The sequence below is a fragment of the Novosphingobium sp. Leaf2 genome, assembly GCF_001421325.1.
Classification (GTDB): Bacteria; Pseudomonadota; Alphaproteobacteria; order Sphingomonadales; family Sphingomonadaceae; genus Novosphingobium.
In genome coordinates, this window is record NZ_LMJY01000006.1 from 1 (window position 1) to 25,505 (window position 25,505).

The following is a 25,505-nucleotide window of genomic DNA, read 5'->3' on the forward strand; positions in this document are numbered from 1 at the left end:
CGTGGTGAAACGCCCTCTAAAACCACAAACCGAGTCGGTCAACTCCCCAATGAAAGAAAAATGACACCACTCAATCATACCATCCACAGCGCACGCCAAACCTGACGCGTCGGCAAGGTTTATCCCGCCGCCTTCAGGCGACCTTGCTCTGTCGGGCACACAACGATGTCGGACCCATACAATCTGCCTGTGCCGCGCTGCACGCGCTTGGCTTCGTACAAAGCCACATCCGCCCGATGCAGCCACTCGGACGAACTGCTGGTTACACTATCGAGCAGCGCAGCACCAACGGTGACCGAGACAGTGCGTCGTATGCCGTCCTTCTCCACATTATCGCGTAACGATGCCAGCACCGCTCCGACAACCGTTTCCACATCGCCGCAATCGCGGGGCCGGGTAAGCAGAACGACAAATTCATCCCCGCCCAGCCTTGCCACGACACTCTTGGGAGGCACTACCCCACGCAGGGTCTGCGCCATCCCGCGCAAAACGTCGTCTCCGGTCGCATGGCCGAAGGTGTCGTTGACGCCCTTGAACCCATCGAGATCGAGAAGCAGCAGGCAGGCCGGATCGTTGGCGGCCCGCGCCCGTTCTAGGGCATCGTTCAGGTGCTTGTTGAGGCATGAGCGGTTCGCAAGGCCGGTTAGCGCATCGGTGTCGGCATCGCGGCGCAGCGACTGTTCGCGCGCATGGCGCTCCGTCACGTCCTGAAACACGCCGATGATCGCTACGACGCGCCCGTCCACGACTTGCGCTTCGCCCATGCTGCGGACGCGCCTTTCCCGGCCATCGACGGTGAAAAAATCGCTCTCGAAATCGAACGGCTCGCCATGAGTGGCGCACCGTTTCAACAGTCTGTCGATCTCTGCCCGATCGTCGGCCCGGTAGAATTTCAACGCTTCATCCAGCGAAGGCATCTGCCCATGCGGCAACCCATGAATCACGTAGACCTGTTCCGACCAATACAAACGCTGATCGTTGAGATCGAGCCGCCATGACCCGATTCCCGCCATGCGTTCGGCCTGCCGCAGTTGCAGGTGCTGGCGCTCAAGCATCGCGACATGCGTTCGCGCCGACCGCGACAAACCCACCGCCGCCGCCTCTGCAGCGCGCGCGCCGATCAGCGCGCTTACCAAGTTGGCAAGGTCTTTCAGCGACCGGATTTCGCGTTCGGAAAAGGACCGGGGCTTGGTATCGATCACGCACAACGTGCCGATGCCTGGCAAATCTTCGGCAAATCCGTCTGCGGCGGGGCGTAGCGGCACCCCGGCGTAAAACCGGATGCCCGGTTCACCGGTAACGAGCGGGTTATCGACAAATCGCGAATCCCGCGTTGCATCTTCCACGATCATCGCATCGTTTAGATCGATGGCGTGACTGCAAAAGGCGTGTTCGCGCTCGGTTTCCGAAACCGAAAGGCCGCACTTGGCCTTAAACCACTGTCGATGATCATCGACGAGGGAGACCAGCGCAATCGGCACGTCCAGCAGGCGTTGAGCGAGCGCCACGATGGTGTCGAACTCCGGCTCGGGCGGCGTATCGAGGATACCGAACGCTTTCAGCTTCTCGACTCGCTCGCTTTCCCGAACGTGTTCTGGACGACTGAGGTTTGCCATGAATTCCCTTATGACGTCTTTGAGGTTAATTTCACGCTACGAACGCAGGTGAAAATTCTGAACCAGGCTCACCCCTTATCTCGCCCATGCACCACCGCCCCGCCTCCATGCGGGTTGCACTTTGACTGCAGGCGGGTATAGGCGCGGCGAAAAATGCGCGCGCGGGTTTTCGCGCGTATGTTTTTTTTACGATCAAGGCTGCCAGCCGGCCCGGCAATGATGCGCATCTTGCCGCCTTGACCGCAGCCGGTTTCGGCGCGGTCACATCGACATGATGATTATCGAGGATTGAAAGTTGATGAGCGACCCCAAGGCACCCGCCGCAGACCTGGCGCCCAACACCGTTCTGGAGCCTACCGCTGCGCTAACCGTCGAGGAAGTGCTGTCGGTACGGCACTGGAACGAGCACCTGTTCAGCTTCAAGATCACCCGCCCGGCCTCGTTCCGCTTCCGGTCCGGCGAGTTTGTGATGATCGGGCTGATGGGCGACAATGGGCGCCCCTTGCTGCGGGCCTACTCGGTGGCCAGCCCTGCATGGGACGAGACGCTCGAATTTCTGTCGATCAAGGTGGCCGATGGCCCACTCACCTCGCGGCTCCAAAAGATCCAGCCGGGCGATCACATATTCCTGGGCCGCAAGCCCACCGGCACGCTGGTGGCCGATGCGCTGACGCCGGGCAAGCGGCTGTTCCTGTTCGGCTCGGGCACCGGGCTCGCGCCATTCCTGTCCTTGATCCGCGATCCCGACATTTATGAGCGGTTCGAGCAGGTGGTGGTCGTCCATTCGGTGCGCACCGTCGTTGACTTGGCATTCCGCGAGGAACTGGAAAGCAGGCTGGCGGACGATCCGTTGGTGGACGAGCAGGCCCGGACCCAGCTGCATTACGTGCCGACCGTTACGCGTGAGCCATTCCACACCACCGGCCGCATCAACGCGCTGATTGAAAACGGGCGGCTGTTCCAGGATCTGTCCGGGGATGCCCGGCTTGATCCGCAAACCGACCGGGTCATGCTGTGCGGCTCGATGGCGATGAACAAGGACATTGCCGCAATGCTGGAAGGCATGGGCTTTGAGGAAGGTTCGAACAACAAGCCGGCGGACTTCGTGATCGAGCGCGCTTTCGTCGGCTGACCGGCATCGCAAACCGCCTGCAAACGGCCTGCCCTCACGGGTGGGCCGTTTTCGTATGCGCTGGGCCGATACGCCATTCCTTGCCAACTCCGCAGCCCGGATGGGAACGCCCGCCAGGACTGCGAGTTAGCGGGTGCAGCATCATCCAGGAGTTTCGCGAATGTCGCAGGGGTCAGCCAGCTTTTCTTTCGCCAAGCCCGAGCGCTTGATGCACGAGCTGGGCGCGGAATTTACAGGCGACGGCACGCATTTCGGAATATTTTCGGAGCATGCTGAAGCCATGGAGCTTTGCCTGTTTTCCGAGGATGGCGCGCAGGAGATCGCCCGACTGGGGATGCCATCGCGCGAAGGCTCGATCTTCTCCGGCTACATCCCCGGCGTCAGACCGGGGCAATTGTACGGGTATCGCGCCCACGGACCGTACGATCCTGCAAACGGCCACCGCTTCAACCCGAACAAGCTGCTGCTCGATCCCTACGCGCGCGAAGTGTCCGGCACGCTGACATGGGACGATGCCTTGTGGGGCTACGACCTGCAAACCGGCGACGATACGACATTTGACGACCGCGATTCCGCGCCTTTCATGGTCAAGAGCGTGGTGCAGGACCCGGATTTCGACTGGGAGGGCGACAAGTCGCTGTCACGCCCCTGGACGCAAACAGTGATCTACGAGGCGCACGTGCGCGGCCTCACCATGCTGCACCCCGATGTTCCCGAACATCTGCGCGGCACCTATGCCGGCATGGCGAGTGAGCCGATCATCGCCCATTTGCACAAACTTGGTATTACCGCGATCGAACTTTTGCCCTGCCAGTTCTTCCTCGATGACCGGATGTTGCTGGACAAGGGATTGTCGAACTTCTGGGGCTATCAGACGCTGGGCTTCTTCGCGCCGGAGCCGCGCTTTCTGGAAGGCGGCGAACGCGCGCCGCGCGCGATCCGCCAGTTCAAGGACATGGTGAAGCGGTTCCACAAGGCCGGGATCGAAGTGATCATGGACGTGGTCTACAATCACACCGCCGAGGGTTCCGAAAAAGGGCCGACCCTTTCGTTTCGCGGACTCGACAACGCCAGCTACTACATGCTGTCGCCCGAAAATCCGCGTCACAGCTTCGATACCACCGGCACCGGCAACACGCTGGCCGTCGCCCACCCGATAGTGCTGCGCATGGTGCTCGATTCGCTGCGCTACTGGGTGCAGGTGATGCACGTCGACGGCTTCCGCTTCGATCTGGCATCCACGCTTGGGCGGGAAGGCGACGGCTTCGACCGCGAGGGCGGCTTCTTCGATGCCATCCGGCAGGACCCGATCCTGGCTGGCGTCAAGCTGATCGCAGAGCCGTGGGACGTGGGCATGGGCGGCTATCAGGTCGGCGGCTTCCCCTACCCTTTCCGCGAATGGAACGACAAGTTCCGCGATGATGTGCGCGCGTTCTGGCGCGGCGACGAGGGGCTGGTGGGAGACATCTCGCAGCGCCTGATCGGCTCGCCGGTGCAGTTCAACCATTCCGATCGCGGCGCCAATACCTCGATCAACTTTCTGGCCGCGCACGACGGCTTCACGTTGATGGACACGGTTTCATACAATGAGCGCCACAATGAGGCGAACGGCGAAGGCGGCGCCGACGGGCATGACAACAACCTATCCGACGACATGGGCTTCGAAGGCGTAACGGACGACGAAGCCATAAACGCCGCGCGTGCCCGTCGCCGCCGCGCCATGGTGGCCACGCTGATGATCAGCCAGGGCGTGCCGATGATGCTGTCCGGTGATGAGATTGGCAACAGCCAGCAGGGCAACAACAACGTCTATTGCCAGGATAACGAACTGGGCTGGATCGACTGGCCGGGTCGCGACGATGCGTTTGCGGACTTCTGCAGCCGGATAATCGCGCTGCGCCATGAATACCCGGTGCTGGCGCAGGAGAACTTCCTGCACGGCGACACCGGCGAAAACGAGCGCACCGAGATCGCCTGGTTCCAGCCCGACGGACGACCGATGGACGAGGAATTGTGGAACCAGGCCTCTCTGCGGGTTCTGGGCATGCTGATGGACTATTCCACGCGCGAAGCTTTCCTTGAGGGCGGACGGCCCTTGTTCGTGGTGGTCAATGCCGGAGACGGTCTGGAATTCACGTTGCCTCAGGGCGAATGGGTCCGCATCCTCGACACCGCGCGTGACGATCCGTTTACCGAAGAGGCCATTGCCGAAGAGGCTGCGGCGATATCGCCGGCCGGCGTCTGCCTGTTTCGTCCGGCCTGATCGTGAGCGACGTGCGATGGGGCGCCCACCCCGCCGGGGATGGAATGTGGCAATTCGGCTTATGGGCGCCGGACGTCAAGAGCGCCCAGGTCGAACTTGATGGCACGCGACTTTCGGCACGCTCGGCGCCGGACGGATGGTGGCACCTGTCCGCTCCCGCGCACGCCGGGCAACACTACATGTGGGTGCTGGATGGCGCCGCTTACCCAGACCCTGCCGCGCGAGCGCAGGCCGGCGACGTGCATGCCGCCTCGGTCCTCGTTGATCCCGCGTACAACTGGCAAGCACAATGGCGCGGGCGGTCGATCCCCGAGGCAGTGATCTACGAACTGCATGTCGGCACGTTCACCGCCCAAGGCACCTTTGCCGCCGCGGCTGAGGAGTTGCCCCGCCTGCGCGAGCTTGGCGTCACCATGATCGAATTGATGCCGTTAGCCCAGTTCGAGGGTGATCGCGGTTGGGGTTATGACGGGGTGCTGCCCTATGCCCCCCATCCGGCATACGGCTCGCCAGACGACATGCGCGCGTTCATCGATGCGGCGCATGCCCACGGCATTGGGGTTCTGCTAGACGTGGTCTACAACCACTTCGGACCCTCCGGCAATTATCTGGGTGCATGGTGCCCTTCGTTCTTCCACCCCGAACGCGCCTCACCCTGGGGCGCCGGAATCGCATTCGAAACCCCCGCCGCGCGCGCCTATTTCATCGCCAACGCCCAGCACTGGCTGGAGGAATACCAACTCGACGGTCTGCGTCTGGATGCGGTCCATGCCATAGAGGATCATTCCCCCACCCACTTTCTGGATGAACTGGGCAAGCAGATTCGCGCCCGTGCTTATGATCGCCCGATCCATCTGGTGACCGAGGACGAACGCAACCTTACCCGCTATTTTACCCCGCAAGCGCCGTACGACGCCACCTGGAACGATGACTGGCACCACGCCGTCCATTGCCTGCTGACCGGTGAGGACGAGAGCTACTACGCGCCATTCGCACACGACCCCGTGGGTGATATCGCCACGGCCCTGGCCGATGGGTACGTCGAGCAAGGGCAGCCCCGAGTGAACGGCGACGCGCATCCGCGCGGAGAGCCGTCTGCCCAGCTGCCTGGCACCGCCTTCGTCAATTTCCTCGGCAACCACGATCAGGTGGGCAATCGTGCGCGCGGCGAGCGCCTGCATCAGCTTGTGGATGATGGCCATGCCTACCGCGTCATGACCGCGCTGACGCTGCTCGCCCCGTTCACGCCGATGCTGTTCATGGGCGACGAATTTCTCACCAGCGCCCCCTTCCAGTTCTTCGTCGATTTTACCGGCGACCTGGCCGAAGCGGTGCGCAAAGGGCGCGCGCAGGAATTTGCCCGCTTCAGCAGCTTCGGCGGCGCCGTGCCCGATCCCGTAAGTGCGCGCACGTTCCGCGATTCCAAGATCGGCAGACCCGAAACGCAGGCTCAGCGCGACCACCTGGAGTTCGTCACGCACCTGCTGACGCTGCGGGCGCGGCATGTAACGCCGTTGCTGGCGCGCGTGCCTAGCCCCGAAGCCACCGTCGATCGCCGGGATGACCTGATCGACGTGTGCTGGTCCTTCGCGCCCGGCACCATTCACATGCGCGGCGCATTCGGGCCGAACGCGGCGTTTGTGCCCCATCCCGACCCTGCCCTGCTGCTTACCGACGGGTCGAGCCCCTTCGCGCTGTCAGCCACCTTTTCGCCGGAGTGATTGCGATGCCAAACCCCGACACCGCGCCCGCCCCCGTCGCGACTTACCGCCTGCAACTGCGCGGCGGCATGGACCTGGACGGCGCGCGCGCGCTGCTGCCGTGGCTGACAGAGTTGGGCATCAGCCACCTCTACCTTGCGCCACCGTTCCGCGCCGCCAGCGGGTCCACTCACGGCTACGACGTGATCGACCCCACCTGTATCGACCCGGCGCTGGGGGGGCAGGACGCGTTCGAACGCCTGAGCGATGCCGCCCGGCAAGCGGGCGTGGGGATCGTGGTGGATATCGTGCCCAACCATATGGGCTTCACGCCGGAAAATCCGTGGCTGGCCTATGTAATGCGCGCAGGCCCGGACAGCCAGTACGCGCCTGTGTTCGACATCGATTGGTCGAAGGGACGACTGCACTTTCCCGTGCTCGATGGGTCGCCGGCTGACCTGCTGACCGCCGGTGACATCGCGATGTCCGGCATGCCGGCCGATCCTATGTTGCGGGTCTACGATCGAGATTTCCCGTTGCGCATTACAGACCTTGCCAAACAGCTGGCTGCCGCGCCTCATGAACTGGATACGCCCGCCCTGCAGGCGCTGCTGGAGGAACAGCACTGGTCGCTAGGGCACTGGCGAGACGATGCGGACCGCATCATCCATCGCCGTTTCTTCAACATCACCGACCTGATCGGCGTGCGCCAGGAAGACCCGGCGATCTTTGATCTCACCCACGCCTGGATCATTGCGCAGGTCGACGCCGGGCGCATCCAGGGGCTGCGGGTCGACCATATCGATGGCCTGGCGCAGCCCGGCGCTTACCTCGATCGGCTGCGCGCGGCGGTGGGAAGCGCTCCCATCTGGATCGAGAAGATCGTCAAGGCTGGCGAGCAGATTCCCGCCGCATGGCCGATAGAGGGGATGAGCGGCTACGAATTCATGGGCCCGGTGACACGTCTGCTCACCGAACCGGCCGGCCTTGCCGCCATGCGTACCGCCGCGCAAGGCGCGGTGCCTGCGTCCACCGGCGACGAAATCCAGGCTGTGCGCATGGAGATGCTGGCGAACGTCTTCACACCCGAAGTGGCGCGCGTTACCGAGGCGGCGATGCACGCGCTGGATGCCAGCGAAACCGAGCGATCGGCGGTTCGGGCCGCCATGATCCACCTGGCGGCGCGCTGGCCCGTGTATCGTTCCTACGCGGCGGACATGCGCCCACTCGATCCTGCCATTCTCGATGCGGTGGCAACGGCAGACGACGAGACGCGAGCACATGATTTGCTGCGCGTGCTTAAACACCCCGCCTCACCGCCCGCGCGCGTGTTTGCCATGCGCTTCGAGCAGTTAACCGGTGCGCTTACGGCGAAATCCGAAGAGGACACCGTGTTTTTCCGCAGCGTTGCCTCTCTGCCGTTGTGCGAAGTGGGGGCGGAGCCGGATCTGAGTGCTGAAACCGCCTCCTGGTTCGAGGCGCAAATGGCAACGCGGGCGGCGCAAACGCCTCTGGCCTTGAACGCCCTATCGACCCACGACACCAAGCGATCGGCAGACGCGCGCGCCACCCTCATCGCTTTGACGCGCTTCCCCGATCTTGCCCGCACAGTGTTCGGGCAGGCGCGCCAGCGGGCAGCCGATCGAAACCTGCCGGAACGCTGGGGGCTCTATGCGTTGCAGACCGCACTGATGCTGCGCGGTGAACCTGATGCGCAGGCCCGCATCGCCGATCATGTCGCCAAGGCGATGCGGGAAGCCAAGGACGTGTCCTTCCACGAATCTCCCAACCAGGAAGCCGAGTCTGCCGTTACCGACCTATGCCTGTCCTTGATGGATGCGTTGGATGACGGGCTGCTGCCAGACGACGATGCGCACCAGCTTGCTGGCGCCATCTCGGCGGTCGTGCTGGCGCAAGTGGCGCTGCAATTGACCGCGCCGGGCATACCGGACATCTACCAAGGCACCGAAGCGCTGGCGGTTGCGCTTACTGATCCGGACAACCGGCGACCGGTAGATTGGCATGCACTGCGTTCGGTAACCGGGGATGACAGCCTCTCCGCCCGCAAACTCGCCCTCACCCGCACCCTGCTCGCCGAACGCAGCGCCGCCCCGCGCCTGTTCACCCACGGCACCTATCGCTTGTCAGAGCGTGATGGCGCACTTGTTGTACAGCGCGAACTGGACGGGCAGCGATTTTCCTGGACGATCGAGCTTGCCGCATAAATGACGCGCAACCCGTCCAGCTCAGCTTGCGCGGTTGAGCAAGCCCGCGCGATGCATTAGGCGGGAAACCATGCGTCATCTTGCCCTTGTTTCCGCCTTCGCCTTTCCGCTGATTGGACTGGCAGCCTGCACGGTCGGCCCAAATTATCAGGGGCCGGCGCAAGCGGGCGCCGTCGCACCGCCGCAAGGCTTCGTTCGCGCGGGCAACCAGGCATCGGCGCAAGCTCCAACGGTTTCCCAATGGTGGTTGGCCATGGGCGATTCTACGCTAGACTGGCTGGAGAAGCAGGCACTTGCCGCCAATCCCGATGTCGCTATCGCACAAGCGCGCGTGCGCCAGGCGCGCGCCTCCCTGCGGTCTGAACGCGCCAACGCCGCACCCGGCGTCAGTGCCAACGTGCTGGCCTTGCATGCGAACATTCCCGGCGTTGACCTGGGCTCCAGCAGCTCTGGCGACGGCGGCGATACAAGCCAGTCCGACATCACATCGCTTAATGTCTACAACCTGGGGTTTGACGCCAGCTGGGAGATCGACCTGTGGGGCGGAAAACGCCGCGGCGTTGAGGCTGCAAGAGCCCAACTCGGCACGGCAGAGGCTAATGCAGCCGATGCGCAGGTCAGCCTGACTGCGGAAATCGCGCAAGCCTACGTCAACTTGCGCGACAGGCAGCAGCGCTTGATTTTGGCGCAGCAGGATGCCCAGCGGCAGCGCGAAACCCTGGCCCTGACTCGCCAGCGGCGGGCCGCCGGGACGGCATCGGACCTCGACGTAGAGCAGCAGAACAACGTGCTTGAGCAAAGCGCTGCCGCCCGGTTGCCGCTGACGGCGGAGCGCGATGCCTACCTCAACGCGCTGGCGGTGCTGACTGGACAGGCTCCGGGTGCCCTGGATGCTGCATTGAGCGCCCCTGCGGCGGTCCCTTTGCCCCCGGCGTCGGTGACTGTAGGCGATCCGGCGGCGATGATTCGCCGCCGCCCCGACATCCGCGCCGCAGAGCGTCAGTATGCCGCCGCCACTGCCCGGATCGGCGTTGCCGAGGCAGCGCGGTTTCCCAGTATCAGCTTCATGGGGCTGATCGGCATCGGCGGCACCCACATCGGCGACGTGGTCGATCCGGACAACCTTTCCGCAATCGCCCTGCCCCGCCTTAGCTGGAACTTCCTGGATTTCGGGCGAACGGCAGCGCAAGTGGAACGCAGCAAGGGCGCGCAGGATGAAGCCGCCGCGCAGTATCGCGGTGCCGTACTCAAAGCGTTGCAGGACAGCGAGGACTCGCTCTCTCGCTATGGCGCGCGGCGCAAGACGGTGGCCAGCGCGCAGCGCACTTTGACATCTGCCGATCGCACCGTTGGCTTGATGCAGCAGAGGTTTGCGGCGGGCACCGCCACACGCATTCAGTTGCTGGACGCAGAACGGCAAAGGCTTTCCGCCGCGCAGTCATTGTCGCAGGCCACGGCGACTATGACTGCGGATTATGTGTCATTGCAAAAAGCGTTGGGCCTGGGCTGGAGCTGAAGGTCGCAACGGCGTGCGACCACGAAAGCCCATGCCGACAAGCTGCTTTATGTCTATTATATAATCCATAACTTGAAATTGGATTGCTTTCCGCACATATCCGTGCAGAAAGGTTCGCTGATGCCTATTTCCGTCGCAGAAAAGATCAAAGTGCCTGCCCGCAAGGCGCTTACGGCCCCTGCCCTGCGCACCTTCTTCCGTATTGCCGACGCTTGGGGACTCAAGGAGCAGGAGCAGATGCGCCTGCTGGGGCTTGATAGCCGCTCGACGTTCCAGTCCTGGAAGCGCGGCGGCGTGACCGTCATTCCCAAGGATGCGCTTGAGCGTATTTCCTACGTGCTGGGCATCTACAAGGGCTTGCAGATCCTGCTTCCCAAGACTGCCGACGATTGGGTCCGCAAACCCAACCAAAGCCCGGTTTTCGGTGGCACGTCTGCCTTGAGCCGGATGATGTCGGGGAATGTGGCTGACCTTTACGTCGTGCGCCAGTACATCGACGCGCAGCGCGGCTGACGCCGCAGCGTGATGGACGTCCCCCTGAGCCATGTCCGCTGGACGCCGTGCTACCGCATCGTACCGAGCCGTTTTCCGCCCGTCTCGGTATTCGACCAGGTGGCGGACCCGGCCGATCTGGATGCCGTATTCGCATTGGAAGCGATGACCAATGACCGGCTCCGCCAGGAACTGGGCGAATTGTCGTTGGTGCCGCTGGCGGATCGCGTGTCGGGGCCAGGTACGACGGCGATCATGGCCGCGTTTACCCACCTGAACCCCGAAGGAAGCCGGTTCAGCGATGGGAGCTTCGGTGTGTTCTACGCCGCCAAAACCATCGACACTGCGGTTGCGGAGACATGCTACCATCGTGAACGCTTCATGCGCGCAACGGCTGAGCCGGCGCAGGAACTGGATATGCGTGTTTACACCGTTGTGCTTGATGCCAGCTTGCACGATGTGCGCGGGCTCCCTGACGACGCGCCAGTCTATGCCCCCGACAGTTACGTGGCATCGCAAGCGATGTCCTTGACACTTCGCGCCGACAACGCGGACGGCATAGTGTATCGCAGCGTGCGCCACCCTGCAGGCGAATGCGCGGCAGTATTCCGCCCTCGCCTGCTGTCCGACTGCCGGCAGGAACGCCACTTGTGCTATGTGTGGGATGGCACCGCGATTGCCACAGTCTACGAAAAGCGCGCGTTCATCTGATCCCAGGCGCCGGTTTATAGGGTTTCAGCCTTTGCGCGTGCCACGCGATATGCTCGGGCATGAAGGTTGATATGAAATAATAGGAGTGGTCGTAGCCGTCCTGCATGCGGATCTGCGCCGGCTGTTCGGCCGCTTTGCAGGCCTCCACCAGCAGCGCGGTTTTGAGCTGCTCGTCCAGAAAGCCGTCGGCCGTTCCCTGATCGACGAGCAGGTCCGGCAATCGCGCGCCATCTTCGATCAGGGCGCAGGCGTCGTATTGCCGCCATGCCGCTCGATCAGCGCCGATGTATCCGCCCAAGGCCTTTTCGCCCCACGGACAGTTTAGCGGAGATACGATCGGCGAAAACGCACTGACCGAGGCAAACCGGGACGGGTTGCGCAACGCGATCGTCAGCGCGCCGTGTCCGCCCATGGAATGCCCCAAAATGCCCTGGCGCATCATGTCCACGGGGAAGTGCGCGGCGATCAGCGCAGGAAGTTCGTCCTCGATGTAGGACCGCATCCTGAAATGGGTAGACCAGGGTTCCTGCACAGCATCCACGTAGAACCCGGCGCCCTGCCCGAAATCGTACTCGTGATCATCGGGCACACCCTCGCCGCGCGGGCTGGTGTCGGGCGCTACGAAGATCAGCCCGTGTTCCGCGCAGGCCTGGCGAAACTCGCCTTTCTCGGTCACGTTTGCATGGGTGCAAGTGAGGCCGGACAAGTACCACACCACCGGCAGCTTTGCGCCGGGCGCATGGTCCGGCACGAACACCGAAAACGTCATTTCCGTACCGGTCTGCACGCTGGCGTGCCGATACACGCCCTGTACGCCGCCGTGGCAGCGATTTTCAGAAACGGTTTCCATCAATAGACCACTACCGAGCGGATGGATTCACCGGCGTGCATAAGGTCAAACCCCTTGTTGATCTCGTCCAGCGTCAGCACGTGCGTGATCATGGGATCGATCTGGATCTTGCCATTCATGTACCAGTCCACGATCTTGGGCACATCCGTGCGGCCCTTTGCCCCGCCGAATGCGCTGCCGCGCCAGTTGCGCCCGGTGACAAGCTGGAACGGGCGGGTCGAGATTTCCTTCCCGGCTTCCGCCACGCCGATCACGATAGACGTGCCCCAGCCCCGATGGCATGCTTCAAGGGCGGTGCGCATGACTTCGGTGTTGCCGGTGCAGTCGAACGTGTAGTCCGCCCCGCCGTCAGTCAGCGCCATCACTTGCGCAATCAGGTCTTCGCGTGACTGGCCGCTGGCATTGATGAACGTATCCATGCCGAAGCGCCGCCCCCAGTCCTCGCGTTCGGGATTGAGATCTACCCCGACGATCAGACCTGCACCGGCCAGCTTGGCCCCCTGGATCACGTTCAAGCCGATGCCGCCAAGCCCGAACACGACGACCGTGTCACCGACCTGAACTTTTGCGGTGTTCACCACGGCCCCTACTCCGGTCGTGACGCCGCACCCGATGTAGCACGAGGTCTGGAACGGCGCGTCCTCACGGATTTTGGCCACTGCGATTTCGGGCAGAACCGTGAAGTTCGAGAAAGTCGAGCAGCCCATGTAATGGAAGATCGACTGGCCTTTGTAGCTGAACCGGCTCGTGCCGTCGGGCATCACCCCCCTGCCCTGTGTTGCACGGATCGCCGTGCAAAGGTTTGTCTTTCCCGACAAGCACGATTTGCACTGCCGGCACTCCGGCGTGTACAAGGGAATGACGTGGTCGCCCGGCTTCACGCTGGTGACGCCCGCGCCCACTTCGCGCACGATCCCTGCACCTTCGTGGCCCAGGATCGACGGGAATATCCCTTCGCTGTCCAAACCATCCAGCGTGTAGGCGTCGGTGTGGCAGATGCCGGTCGCCATGATCTCAACCAGAACTTCGCCAGCCTGCGGTCCTTCCAGATCCACCTCGACGATTTCCAGCGGCGTTTTGGCTTCGAATGCGACGGCGGCGCGAGTCTTCATGGGCTTTGTCTCCTGAGGGCCGGCACCCTCTAGCAAGCGAACGCGATGGCGCTAACCAGGTTTTGAAAAATGAGCAGCGTTTCGGGCCTCACCGATCATTATCGGTCCAAGCCTCAGCGACGGGATCCTTGGAAACGCTCGGACATCATCGGTCACGCATCCTGCGCTTCGGACCTGCGCCGGGCATAGCTGACCACGAAGGCATCCCACACGCGCAGCCATTCGTGCTCGGTGCGCTTGCGCGACAAACCCGGGAAACCCGCCCGGAACGCGTCGGCCATCTGGTCGACGGACCAGGGATGACCCTTGTCCAGACCGATCTTTCGGAACGCGGCTTCGCGCGTGCCAAAGCTCAAACTGCCGCTTGGAAAGGCAAGCATCTGCGCTGCCTCTAGGGTTACATCAACGCCCTTCGCATGCCCCAAACGTTCGCCAGAAACCGATGATCTCGGTGCGCTTTGGCCACCTGAAGAACCGATGAGCCGCAAATGCGGCCCCACCAGTTTGCGTTCGAGCGGTGCAGGCGAGGGAAACAGAACGACTTTGCGCCCGCTCATGTCGACGTTGGCGTTGGGATAAACCGAGGACACCAGTTGCATCGTCTCGCGCACGGTCTGTCGGAAACGCTTGCTGTCCGCGTCGTTCCCCAGATGACGCGCGAGTTGCTCCCACGATATCGTCTGGCCCTTGTCAGCGCCAATGCGCGGCAGTCGATACGCAAGATACGTGTACAGATCGAGCGCAGTCGGCGTGCCTTTCAGTTCCCTGATCGCCACTTCGTTCAGCGGAACGGCATGATCGATCAGATGAGCGTAGAACCCCTCTGACATGCGGATTTCGCGGGCGAAAGCGCCGTTCTTGTCCAGCGATCCGGCGTATTCATTCGATATCTTCACGTCACGAACAGCAAACGCGCTATCGCCGGTGTCGCTGCCTTCCCAACGGATCTGCCATTCGCACGCGAGCAGCCGGTCGACCTGCTCGCGCATACGGTTGGCGGTGCCGCGCGGACCATACGATACCGTCTGGTAGCCAAGTTTGCGCATCCATTCGGTGAAGTTGCGCCCGAGATAGACATCGCGCGATTGCTTGGTCACGGCCTGCGACAAAAGGTAGATCAGCGCGACGCGGGGATACGCGCCGTAAGGAACGCCCAGGCTTTTAAGCACGGGCTTGCCATCGACGGTTTGCAGCACCGGGCGCGGATTGATCGCCAGCGCATATTTGCCATCCTCCCGCAGGATCGGGGCCGTCTCATCTTTGGGTCGCTTGGTGGGCAGCGACATGGCGCATAGTGCGGAATGCAAAAACGCGGGCGCCGGTTCCTCGTCGTGAACACGCAAGAAAGCGTCCATGGTGATCTGAGAGCCTGCAGCTTTGGCTAGTGTGCGCACTTGCGCTTCCCCGCCATCCAGCATCGCGAGTGCATACTGGTGTCCGATCGGCTTGCTGCTATCTCCGGTCATATCGCCCTGCCTTGCCCGAATCAGGGGCTTTCCACTGCCATCTAAACAACAGGTTTGAGATGGTATGGCAAGGAGGTTGGCAGTTTCGGGCCGCTATCGGGGCTCACACCTACAAAATAACCGATGATCTCGGTGCCAAACTGCGGGGCAAAGATGCTTGGCTTGAAACTCTGAAAAGCCGATCCGCAATCGGTTATGTTTAGGAGATTCTATTATAGGTTTGCGCACCGAGATCATTGGCGCTGATAGCACGCAGATCATCGGTGGTTTTGCTCCAAGATCATCGGTCGGCACCGAGATCATCGGCGGCCGGTGTTCATGGCCCTCGCCCGCCCAACACAAGCAGGATGCTCGCTGAACGGCACCGAGATCATCGGTAGCCGTGTGGTGGCGGTGATCGCCAGGACCTTCGAAATTCCTTTTCGGCTCGGAGATCATCTGTCCAATTGCAATGTGGATAGACCAATCGTTGCTCCAAACCTCCAACACCGCTAGATACGTCCGCGAAGCTGACAAGATGGGGTATATGGCCGTTCAACCTGCGCAAAAAGCATTGTCCGACACGAGCGATGAACTGCTGGACGATACGCTGGGGCTGCTTCACCGTAAGGCTCTGACGATCCTTAAGCGCATCCGGGACGGTGCCCTTGATCCGGAGACTGGCAAGAAGGTCGGCCCATCCTACGCTATTTCCAAGGCGGCGGCGCTGGTTGGCCGCACGGCATCCGCCATTCGCGAAGCGGAACGCGATGGCAGGCTTGCTGCGCGTGATCGCACCGCGTCGGGACACCGGGTGCAATATACGCTGGAAGAGCTTGACCATATGCGGGGGGTGTTCGGCACCCGTCCGTGGCGCGCGCCGGAAGACCCGCCGGCAATCATTTCGGTTTCCAATTTCAAGGGCGGCGTCGGCAAATCCACGCTTGCCCTGCACTTGGCCCAACACTTCGCGATCCGCGGTTATCGGGTGCTGTTCATCGATTGCGACAGTCAGGCGAGTTCGACGATGATGTTCGGTTATCGGCCCGACGTCGATCTGGGCGAAGATGACACCTTGTATGGACACTTCCACAATCCGGAATTGCTGGGCGTGCGCTCGATCATTCGCAAGACGCATTTTTTTGGGCTCGATCTGATTCCCGCCAATCTGAAGCTATACAATCTGGAATACGAAATCGCCGGCTACCTGGCCCAGAACCAGAGCTTCGATGTCATCGATCTGATCGCGCAGGCGATCGATACGGTGGTAGATGACTATGACGTGGTCGTCATGGATCCACCGCCGGCACTGGGGATGGTTTCGATGGCGGTGCTGCAGGCGGCCAACGCGATGGTGATCCCTGCCCCGCCCAGCGTCATCGACTTTGCCTCGACGGTGTCGTTCATCGATATGGCGCGAACCACCATGAAGCAACTGGAGCAGTTGGGCGGCAGGATCAAGCCGGCGTACAATTTCGTGCGGCTGGTCGGCAGCCGGGTGGACGACAGCAAGTCCATGCACCGCGAGATTCTGGCGATGATGCGGCAGGTGTTCGGGGGCGCGATGCTGAACTCCGTGCTCAAGGTCAGCGCAGAGATAGACAATGCCAGTTCGCGGATGAAGACCGTGTATGAACTCGACAAACCGGTAACATCGCATGAAGTGCATAATCGCTGTATGCGGTTCATGGGCGATGTCTGCCATGAGATCGAACAGGACGTTTTGCGCACATGGCCGAGCCGGGCAGGGCAGTTCGCGTGACGCGTTGCCACGTGGCAACGGGGCTCTGGTTGCGCAATAAAGGTCACGCCCGGCAGCTCCCATTTGGCGGTAAGCGTGCCTTCGCTGATCGAACTGACGATTGGGTTGCCACGTGGCAACCGGCGCTTGCAGGGCAAGCCTCAACACTAACAGGCGTTTGATATGAGCAAGGGAAATCGTGGGTTTGGCAGCAGCCTGACAGAAGGTCTGGACGATGTAGAACTGGATGCCAGCGCGCCGTCCGAGGCGATCATGGCAAGTCGCAGCCAGACGCTAGCCCGACTGGCAACGGGCAAGGTCGTGACCGACAGGACGGAATGGGTGGACCCCGCCCGCTGCCGCCCGTGGCGCCTGCACAATCGCGACTTGGATCATCTGAACGAGGATACCTGCCGCGACCTGATCGACGCGTTCCTGTCCGCCAAGAAGCAGCGCATTCCCGCGATCGTGCGGCGGCTGCCCAACGACCCTCACCATGATTTCGAGATCATTGCCGGCGTCCGCCGCTGGTGGACGGTGGGGTGGCTTCGCGCGCATCATCACCCCGACTTCGAATACCTCGTCACCATTCAGCACGTGTCGGACGAGGAAGCGTTTCGCGTTTCCGATATCGAGAACCGATCACGCAAGGATATCTCGGATTGGGAACGCGCAAACGAATACATGCGCGCGCTCGACGAGTTTTACGGTGGCTCGCAAAGCGAAATGGCCGAGCACCTTAAGATCTCTCGATCGTGGCTCAGTCGGTTGCTGGACGTGGCGCGATTGCCGGCCGAGGTCGTGGATGCCTTCGCCGACAAGCATGACATCACCGTGCGTGTCACGCGCGACATCAAGCCGCTGACGGGCGATGGGAAAGCCTTGCCGCTGATGATCGCCGAAAGCCGCGCCATTCAGGCCGAGCGCCATGACCTGGGTGTTGCGTTGAAGGGGCCCGAAGTTGCTAAGCGTCTGGTGAAAGCGACGATAGCCAAGCCGAAGGGCGGCGCGGACGAGCAGGTCGTTATCGGCAAAAACGGCAAGCCGATGCTGCGCTATGCGCGATCGCCGCGCAGCGGGCTGAGCTTGCGGATCTTGCCGAAATCGGGCGCGTCGCAGGACGAAGTCATTGAAAGCATCCGAAGCCTGCTCAATGGCTGATCAGCGTTGCAGGGATGCGGCGTTATTCAGCAGCCGATCGATTTGCGCCATCGAGGCGTCGTATTCATCCATGGCATCGTCCGAAAACGCCTCTTCCAGGGGGGCAGTGATGCCGAGGCGGTCTGAAGGATGTGTTCGAACGGCGTAGAGGTGCGCGCCGGACACAGTCGTTTGTTCGATCTCACCGGCAGTCAGCAGCAATTGGACCATGCCACGAACCCCCAGGCGGGTGGCTTTCAGCACCCGCTCGATCTGCGCGGAGCGCATCGCGCCAAACCCGCTCAGCAGGGCAAGGACGTCAGGCGCGCGCGACGTGCTGCGCGTGTCCAGAGCGCCGGCGCGTTTGGACTGCCGCGATGCGTGTGCCAGCATAGCCAATTGCGTGCTCATGATCTCGCATAGCGTAGCGGCACGGATGATGCGCGCCTCGCCAGGCTCCATGTCACCTGCCGTGTCAGGCCGGATCAGACCGACCAACGGAATGGGGTGGTGCAGCGCGCCCGCAGATTGGAGGCAACTGCCATAAAGCATCTCAACGGCCCACCGTGGGGCTTGGTGCGGATCGGAGCGCATGTCAGCCCTCACCAGCTTGAGGGCCGGTTCCGCTCTTTCCACGGCTGCAAACACTGTGCTTTGCGCGACGGCGTGGTGCAGTGCATCAAGCGCGGGCAGGGGGGTGAGTGCCGCTGCGCCAAGCGCGTCCACCATTGCGCGTGCGTGCGCGTTGACAGTGTGCAGTTCCACCGCCGCGTCAGGCGATTGCAAGTCGTGCGGGGCGAGCAGCGCCGAAATCAAACTGGCGGCGGTTCGCGCAAGAACGGGCCACGCGCTGTGGGTCAACTCCGTGAGGATAGCCTCGCACACGGCGCGGGGTGGTCTGGCTTTGTGGGATGGATCGTCCGACAGAGTCGTGAGCCCGGCGAACCAGGCCTGGAACCGGGTTTCGGTAAAGGCGTGGCCTTCCTGGCGCAGGGCGCCGATCAAAGTCTGGCGCAGGGCCAATCCTGCATAAATGCTTTCCGGTGCGCCCATGCAATACATCAATGCGCCGTCGAGCCGCCCCATTTCCAGAAGCGCCTCAGTCTCAACCCTGCCAAGATGATCTCCAACCAGCATCCAGAGTCTGAAAAATCCTTTGAAAACAATACGAAAACACGGATTGTATAGCTAATAGAGCATCATTATACCATTACCGGTATGCCAGCGCCATTCCATTTTCGGGCACCGCGATCTGCTACACGATGAGATACCAATCGTGTTCAGCGATCCGGAACAAATGCCTGGCTAACGAATTGAAGCGGTTCGCCAGCAAAGCCAACTGATCGGCCTTGTCTTTGTCGATGTGCGGACGCGCCCTCGTGCCAGCGTCTGCAGCAGATGCAGGATATTCCGCTCGCGATGAGCCTCAACATACTTACATCTTCGCCCGCAGCCGCAGGCGGTGCTCGCCCGGCGTTGAAACCTGCTACCGAGATCAGCCAGTTGTGGCAGGCGGGTCAGGCGTGGCTGCAAACCTACTGGTTGCAAATCCTGATCGCGGTCGTGATCGGCGCCGCGATCGTAGCCGCGCTCTACGCCGTGCGGCATCTGGGCGGACGGCTTTGCCGGCCCGGGCATGCTCGGGGTAACTGGCTGACCGTGCTGGGCAGGGTGGTCACCAAGACCACGAATTTCTTCATCATCATGGTCGCAGTGCGCGTGGTCGATGGCTATGCGCAGACACCACCGGCGCTGGACAAGTTCATCACGTTCTTCTTCACGCTGGCCGCCGTGTTGCAGGGCGCCATCTGGGCCCGCGAGTTCATCCTTGGCGCGATCGAACACAAGACTTCGGCGGAGCACTTCCGCGGCGATGCGATCATCAACGCGATGGGGCTCATCCGCCTGCTGGTAAGCGTAGTGGTGTTCGCGGTGGCGATCGTCGTCTTGCTCGATAATCTGGGCGTCAACGTCACCGGGCTGGTGGCCGGTCTTGGCGTGGGAGGGATCGCCATCGGGCTTGCGGCGCAAGGCATCTTCGCGGACTTGTTCGCCGCGCTTGCCATCATTTTCGACCGGCCTTTCAACAAGGGCGATCAGATCAGCTACGGCGGCAGTTCCGGCACAATCGAATCCATTGGCCTGAAGTCCACCCGCATCCGTGCCTACACAGGCGAACTGCGGATCATTTCCAACAAGAATCTGCTGGACAAGGAAATCCTCAACGTCAGCGGGAGAGGGCACATCCGCCTCCCGTTTACGATCGGCGTGGCCTATGAAACACCGCCCGAAAAGCTGGCGCGCATCCCTGCGATCCTGACCGAGCTGGTAGAAGCGCAGGGCGGCAAGGCGGCGCGCGCCGGGTTTGAAAGCTTCGGCGCCAGCTCGCTCGACTTCTCGCTGCTGGTCGACGTGCCCGGCCGGGACTGGAGCGTGGCGCATCCGCTGCGCGATCGGCTGATGGTGTCGATTGTCGAGCGGTTTGCGCAGGAGGGGATCGCAATCCCGTATCCCACGCAGACGACCTTCACCGCCGCGCCTGACGGCACGATGATCATGCCGTATGCGACTACCGTTGCAGGTGATTGACGCTTGCGACGTCGCTTGTCCCTGTCTCAACGAGGGTTCGTCGAAAGGCGGGATGCGTTTGGCGTCCGAATGCGGTAATCGCAGCTGCAAATGCAGCTTTTACGCAAGACCGTAGCGGACCCGTCGTACGACATGGGGTTGCCGCCCGCGCCTCAGGCGCCCGACGAAGTGCCGCCCCGCCGGCGCTCCCGGTTGCGGCGAATCGGGCGCGTTGTCGCCGTTGTTCTGGCGCTGCTGGTTGTGATGATCGGCTACCTGGCCGTGACCGCACCGCTGTCAAAGTCCTTGCAACCGATCGCGCCGCCCGAAATCACACTGCTGGCGGCTGACGGGACGCCGATCGCGCGAAACGGTGCGGTGATCGCAGCGCCGGTGCGGATCAAGGATCTGCCTCCGCATGTGGCGCAGGCGTTTATCGCGATCGAGGACCGCCGCTTTTATAGCCACTGGGGCATCGATCCCCGCGGCATCGCGCGCGCTGCGTGGAGCAACATGACCGGTGGCAGCACGCAGGGCGGCAGCACCATCACCCAGCAGCTTGCCAAGTTCACGTTCCTGACTGCTGAGCGGAGCCTGACGCGCAAGGCGCGCGAGGTGCTGATCGCGTTCTGGCTCGAAACCTGGCTGACCAAGGACGAAATCCTGGAGCGGTATCTGTCCAACGCGTACTTCGGCGATAATACCTATGGCCTGCGCGCCGCATCGCTGCACTATTTCCACCGTCGCCCGGAGACGCTGACCCTGGGCCAATCCGCCTTGTTGGCGGGGCTGATGAAAGCACCATCGCGGCTGGCGCCGACGAACAACTTTACGCTATCGCAAAAGCGGATGCGGGTTGTGCTGCACACGATGGTGGAGGCAGGATACTTGACCCCGGCACAAGCGAGCGCAGTGCCCACACCGCGTCTTGATGTGCGCACGCGCACCGAACTTCCGACCGGCACGTATTTCGCCGACTGGGCGCTGCCACAGGCCCGCCAGATCGAGGCGGCGGGCTACGCAGGGCAAAGCTATCGCACGACGCTGGACGCGCGCCTTCAGGCTGCCGCGCACCGCGCGATCCAGCAGGTTGGCCCCGGGATGCAAGTGGCGCTGGTGGCGATGCGCCGCAACGGTGAGGTCGTGGCGATGGTGGGCGGGCGAGACTATGCGGCCAGCCCGTTCAACCGGGTGACCCAGGCGCGCCGCCAGCCAGGCTCTACGTTCAAGTTGTTCGTCTATCTTGCCGCGCTCAAGGCCGGGTGGAAGCCCGAAGACACCATCTCGAACATGCCGATCGAGACCGGATCCTATCGTCCGCAGAACGCAGGGGGCCGCTATTCTCCCACGATCACCCTCAAGGATGCCTTCGCCCATTCCAGCAATGTGGCGGCGGTGCGGCTGATGGGGCAGGTGGGAGACGGGGCAGTTATCGAGATGGCGCGCCAGCTGGGCGTAACTTCGCCGCTGCCGTCCGGCGACCCCAGTCTGGCGCTGGGCACCGCCAGCATGACGCTGATGGAACTGACGGCGGCGTACGCGGGCGTGGCGGCAAACAGCTTCCCCGTGGCGCCGCGCGCGTTCCCGGCGCCGGAAGAGGGGTGGTTCGACTGGCTGCTGGATGGCAAGCGCAGCTTCTCTTCCCGCAATCACGACGGCATCGAAGAACTGCTGCGCGCCACTATCAACCAGGGCACCGGACGCGCGGCGATGCTGCGCGCGCCCAATTTCGGCAAGACCGGCACCAGCCAGGAAAATCGCGACGCGCTGTTCGTGGGCTATTCCGGCGATCTGGTGGTGGGCGTGTGGGTTGGCAAGGATGACAACACCCCGCTTAATGGCGTGTCCGGCGGAACGATTCCTGCGCGTATCTGGCGTGATTTCATGCGCGATGCCCTGCACGAGCGGCCCAGTCCGCAACCGCGCGCCGTGGCCGATCCCGAAGGGCCGGTGCAGCCGCTGGACGTGCCCGACGTCGACGACATCCCGGTGGGGGATGACAGCCACGTCCGGATCGAAAACGGGCAGGCGGTGTTGCGCACCAGCGTGGATGGCACGCCGCTTGATGTCAGGCTGGATGGGCAGGGCCTGCGAATAGGTAGCGAGTCCCGCGCCCCGGAGTCGGCTCCGTCGGGTGGCATCGACAAGCCATAAGTGGCACTCCGCGTATTTCGTCCGCTATGGTGTTCTGGCGTGCAGCGGTTTCTTTGCGCGGGATGCCCCCCGGTTTGATCGCGGGCGCACGCAGCGACTTGGCGCTTGCCTCCTGCGGCAATTGGCAGAACCTTGAGCAACGAAGAGGCGGCGGACGATACCATCGGCAGCTGCTCTTTCATTTTACATTAGCGTAACGATATAAGCCGCGCGGCGACCGGTCTGCAAACGACATAAAATAACTCAGGGACGAGCTTCACGTGCATGCGGGCACGATGAGGGATGATCGAGGCGACGCCGGTAACGCGTGACGTCTTCGAGAGGATAAGCGGCAAGAGGCGAGGTGAAAGCGCACGTGCACTGTGTGGCGCGGTGGCGAACGATGGGGGTTATTGTAATGACGGAAGCTCGATTTGCACAAATGACGGGTGCGTCCATGCTGGCCCTGCTGGTTGCGACCAGCCCGATCAATGCGCGGGCGGCAGATGCTTCTGCAGCCAGCCCGGCAGCGGCCACAGCCGACGCGAGTGCCAATGCAGTGGACGGCGGCGAACCCATCGGCGAGATCGTCGTTTCAGCCGAGCGCACCAACGTAACGCTCCAGAAGGCAACACTTTCGGTAACCGCCATTACCGACGAGACGCTCGCCAAGGCCAATATCACCGAAATCACCGGTCTTAACGGGACAGTGCCAGGCCTTGTCGTCGCCAAGAGCGGCGGTGGCGAGCGCGCTATATCGATCCGTGGCATCGGGTCGGAAACGCCGGAGAACACCTCGACACAGCCTGGCGTTTCGTTCCATGTCGACGGTGTATACATCTTCAACTCCATCGCGGCGAACGCGGCATTCATCGATGTCGCGCAAGTCGAAGTACTGCGCGGGCCGCAAGGCACGATGTACGGGCAGGGGTCTACCGGCGGCACCATCAACGTGGTGTCCAAGCAGCCGGATGCCAGCGCGCTGTCTGGCTCGGCCAACGTGGGCTACGGCAACTACAACCTGTTGAAAGCCGATGCGGCGATCAACATACCCATCACAGATACGCTGGCGGTGCGCGCAGCGGGAACCCTCCTTCGCCACGATGGCTACGCCAAGGCGACGGACGTTGCCGGTGAGCCCGATTACCAACTGGACGATGCGGATGAATGGGGCGGCAAGCTGGCCGTCAAATGGACGCCAAATGACCGTGTTTCCGTACTGCTGAGCACGATCCAGTATAAGGGCGACAACAACGCGGCCGCGCAGAAGAACATCCTTGATCCCAACCCCGATCCGCGCAAACTGACGCAGGACTTCCCCGGCAAAACGTATATCCGCACGCAGCTGTATTACGGGTTGGTCAAATTCGATATGGGCGGCGCCGTGTTCAGTTCGATCACCAGCTATCAGAAGTTGCATAGCAAGCTGTCCTGGGATGCGGACGGGCTGAACGAGGATCTGTTCTTCGCGCTGACAGACGCGCAGCAGCCGGGCACGGGCGTGCGATACGATCACGTGGCGCTGTGGGAACAGCACACCACGTCATGGACGCAGGAATACAACCTTGCGTCCGATAGCAACGGCCCGTTTCGCTGGATCGTTGGTGGGGTGTACCTGCATTCCAAGAACGTCAATTACATCAACGAATACCGTTCTGCGGATGGCGACCCGCTGGCAGCGCCACTGAGTGTGAACACCGCTTACAATAATCCGCAAGTCGCCGCGCTGACATACGCCGAATTATCCAGCATCACGCGCGAGGCTTATGCGGGGTATGCGCAAGGCAGTTATGCATTGACTGACGCCTTTACGGTTACCGCTGGCCTGCGCTATAATCATGACAAGTATACTGGTACCAGCGACAGTCTGTCGGGCGGGGCAAGCGCGAACACTTATGGCGCTTATCTGCAGCCCAAGCTCGGGCTGGGTACGAGCACCAACAAGCTGACCGGCAAGTTCGCCCTGGATTATCAGCTGACGCCCCGGAACATGGTTTATGCCAGCTACACGCGCGGCTTCAAGCCGGGAGGCATCAACAGTTCGGCAGCGCAAGGCAACAGTTCCTACACGGTATTCGGCTGGCAGGATGGCGTGCGGCCCACCTTCAAGCCTGAAACTGTCGATGCTTTTGAAATCGGGTCGAAGAACCGATTTTTCGGGGATACGTTGCAGATCAATGCATCAGCGTTCTATTATTTTTACAAGAACATGCAGTACATCGAGGAAGATGCGATCCTGTTTGCAAAAGGGATCGGTAACGCCCCCAAGGCCGAGATATATGGTGCTGAGCTGGAGACGGACTGGCGCGCCACATCGCATCTGCGTCTGGAAGGCTCCTTGTCGCTACTGCACGGCGAGTTTACTTCGGACTACTATGCTTTGGATTCCACAGCGGCCACTAACGCGCAAATTGCAGCAGGCTATGCAGGCGTAGGTAATTTCTACGGCAACTTCTACGCCGCTTCGCTGGCACGTGAAGCAGCCCGCAAGAACATCAACGGCAACAAAGTGCCCAAGATGCCAGCGGTGCAGGGCTCCACGGCGGTTTCGTGGACCGGAGAGGTCGGGCCCGGCGAATTTACAGCGCGCGCGCAATACATCTATCGGGGCAAATTCAATTCGCGGCTGTTCAGCAACGGCGCACAGGATCGCACACCGGCGTATTCGCAGGTTAATCTGTTCGCGGGCTATGCGTTCGCCGATACCGGGATCAGCATATCGGCAACGGTAACCAACCTGTTCAACGTCGATGGCATCAACCAGCGCTTTACCGACCCGTATGGCAGCGCCCAGATTTCCGACACGTATATCCCCCCACGCCAGGCGATCCTTTCGGTGGGCTACAAGTTCTGACCCAGGC

Annotated in this window: 18 protein-coding genes; 12 read left to right on the plus strand and 6 right to left on the minus strand. The window is 62.1% G+C overall.

Annotation, left to right across the window (positions count from 1 at the left end; genetic code table 11):
• Window positions 1-119: 119 nt before the first annotated feature.
• Both ASE49_RS05555 and ASE49_RS18120 read right to left on the minus strand, forming a co-directional pair.
• Window positions 120-1,616: a diguanylate cyclase domain-containing protein gene (locus ASE49_RS05555; RefSeq protein WP_056769171.1), complete on the minus strand. Its 1,497-nt coding sequence runs from the start codon at window positions 1,614-1,616 to the stop codon at window positions 120-122.
• Window positions 1,617-1,684: 68 nt separating this feature from the next.
• Window positions 1,685-1,843, minus strand: a complete 159-nt coding sequence (locus ASE49_RS18120; RefSeq protein ID WP_156370138.1) for a hypothetical protein — start codon at window positions 1,841-1,843, stop codon at window positions 1,685-1,687.
• Window positions 1,844-1,914: 71 nt separating this feature from the next.
• Here ASE49_RS18120 and ASE49_RS05560 point away from each other — a divergent pair, with 71 nt between their 5' ends.
• The 7 genes from ASE49_RS05560 (at window position 1,915) to ASE49_RS05590 (ending at window position 11,655) form a co-directional block, all read left to right on the plus strand.
• Window positions 1,915-2,748, plus strand: a complete 834-nt coding sequence (locus tag ASE49_RS05560; RefSeq protein ID WP_056769174.1) for a ferredoxin--NADP reductase — start codon at window positions 1,915-1,917, stop codon at window positions 2,746-2,748.
• A gap of 160 nt (window positions 2,749-2,908) precedes the next feature.
• The gene (glgX, locus tag ASE49_RS05565) at window positions 2,909-5,011 is read left to right on the plus strand and encodes a glycogen debranching protein GlgX (RefSeq protein ID WP_056769177.1); all 2,103 of its coding nucleotides are present in this window, start codon (window positions 2,909-2,911) and stop codon (window positions 5,009-5,011) included.
• A 2-nt stretch (window positions 5,012-5,013) separates the two neighbouring features.
• Window positions 5,014-6,732 (plus strand): malto-oligosyltrehalose trehalohydrolase, encoded by a 1,719-nt coding sequence (gene treZ, locus ASE49_RS05570; RefSeq protein ID WP_235522852.1) that lies wholly within the window; start codon window positions 5,014-5,016, stop codon window positions 6,730-6,732.
• Between the two features lie 5 nt (window positions 6,733-6,737).
• The gene (gene treY, locus ASE49_RS05575; RefSeq protein WP_056769181.1) at window positions 6,738-8,936 is read left to right on the plus strand and encodes a malto-oligosyltrehalose synthase; all 2,199 of its coding nucleotides are present in this window, start codon (window positions 6,738-6,740) and stop codon (window positions 8,934-8,936) included.
• A 70-nt stretch (window positions 8,937-9,006) separates the two neighbouring features.
• Complete coding sequence (locus tag ASE49_RS05580) at window positions 9,007-10,452, plus strand: efflux transporter outer membrane subunit (protein ID WP_056769183.1); 1,446 nt, start codon at window positions 9,007-9,009, stop codon at window positions 10,450-10,452.
• A gap of 120 nt (window positions 10,453-10,572) precedes the next feature.
• Window positions 10,573-10,965 carry an MbcA/ParS/Xre antitoxin family protein gene (locus ASE49_RS05585; protein WP_056769187.1) on the plus strand — a complete coding sequence of 131 codons (393 nt, stop codon included), beginning with the start codon at window positions 10,573-10,575 and terminating at the stop codon, window positions 10,963-10,965.
• Window positions 10,966-10,977: 12 nt separating this feature from the next.
• Window positions 10,978-11,655 carry an RES family NAD+ phosphorylase gene (locus tag ASE49_RS05590; RefSeq protein WP_056769189.1) on the plus strand — a complete coding sequence of 226 codons (678 nt, stop codon included), beginning with the start codon at window positions 10,978-10,980 and terminating at the stop codon, window positions 11,653-11,655.
• Here the strand turns inward: ASE49_RS05590 and fghA are convergent.
• The 3 genes from fghA to ASE49_RS05605 form a co-directional block, all read right to left on the minus strand.
• Window positions 11,648-12,505 (minus strand): S-formylglutathione hydrolase, encoded by an 858-nt coding sequence (fghA, locus tag ASE49_RS05595; RefSeq protein WP_056769192.1) that lies wholly within the window; start codon window positions 12,503-12,505, stop codon window positions 11,648-11,650. The two genes, ASE49_RS05590 and fghA, sit on opposite strands and share 8 nt — an antisense overlap.
• Window positions 12,505-13,617, minus strand: coding sequence for an S-(hydroxymethyl)glutathione dehydrogenase/class III alcohol dehydrogenase (locus ASE49_RS05600; RefSeq protein WP_056769194.1), 1,113 nt, complete (start codon window positions 13,615-13,617; stop codon window positions 12,505-12,507). The genes fghA and ASE49_RS05600 overlap by 1 nt, the downstream gene beginning before the upstream one ends.
• 152 nt (window positions 13,618-13,769) lie before the next feature.
• The gene (locus ASE49_RS05605) at window positions 13,770-15,083 is read right to left on the minus strand and encodes a replication protein RepA (RefSeq protein WP_056769197.1); all 1,314 of its coding nucleotides are present in this window, start codon (window positions 15,081-15,083) and stop codon (window positions 13,770-13,772) included.
• 526 nt (window positions 15,084-15,609) lie between these two features.
• Here ASE49_RS05605 and ASE49_RS05610 point away from each other — a divergent pair.
• Window positions 15,610-16,824, plus strand: coding sequence for an AAA family ATPase (locus ASE49_RS05610; protein ID WP_056769323.1), 1,215 nt, complete (start codon window positions 15,610-15,612; stop codon window positions 16,822-16,824).
• Window positions 16,825-16,986: 162 nt separating this feature from the next.
• Window positions 16,987-17,964 carry a ParB/RepB/Spo0J family partition protein gene (locus ASE49_RS05615; RefSeq protein WP_056769199.1) on the plus strand — a complete coding sequence of 326 codons (978 nt, stop codon included), beginning with the start codon at window positions 16,987-16,989 and terminating at the stop codon, window positions 17,962-17,964.
• Here ASE49_RS05615 and ASE49_RS05620 read toward each other — a convergent pair whose 3' ends face one another.
• Window positions 17,965-19,080 carry a hypothetical protein gene (locus ASE49_RS05620; protein WP_056769201.1) on the minus strand — a complete coding sequence of 372 codons (1,116 nt, stop codon included), beginning with the start codon at window positions 19,078-19,080 and terminating at the stop codon, window positions 17,965-17,967.
• A gap of 282 nt (window positions 19,081-19,362) precedes the next feature.
• Here ASE49_RS05620 and ASE49_RS05625 point away from each other — a divergent pair, with 282 nt between their 5' ends.
• From ASE49_RS05625 to ASE49_RS05635, 3 genes are all read left to right on the plus strand, one after another.
• A complete protein-coding gene (locus ASE49_RS05625; protein WP_156370140.1) occupies window positions 19,363-20,532 on the plus strand; it encodes a mechanosensitive ion channel family protein in 1,170 nt (389 codons plus the stop codon).
• 90 nt (window positions 20,533-20,622) lie between these two features.
• A complete protein-coding gene (locus tag ASE49_RS05630) occupies window positions 20,623-22,665 on the plus strand; it encodes a transglycosylase domain-containing protein (protein ID WP_056769203.1) in 2,043 nt (680 codons plus the stop codon).
• A gap of 397 nt (window positions 22,666-23,062) precedes the next feature.
• Window positions 23,063-25,498, plus strand: coding sequence for a TonB-dependent receptor (locus tag ASE49_RS05635; RefSeq protein ID WP_235522853.1), 2,436 nt, complete (start codon window positions 23,063-23,065; stop codon window positions 25,496-25,498).
• The last annotated feature ends 7 nt before the right edge of the window (window positions 25,499-25,505 follow it).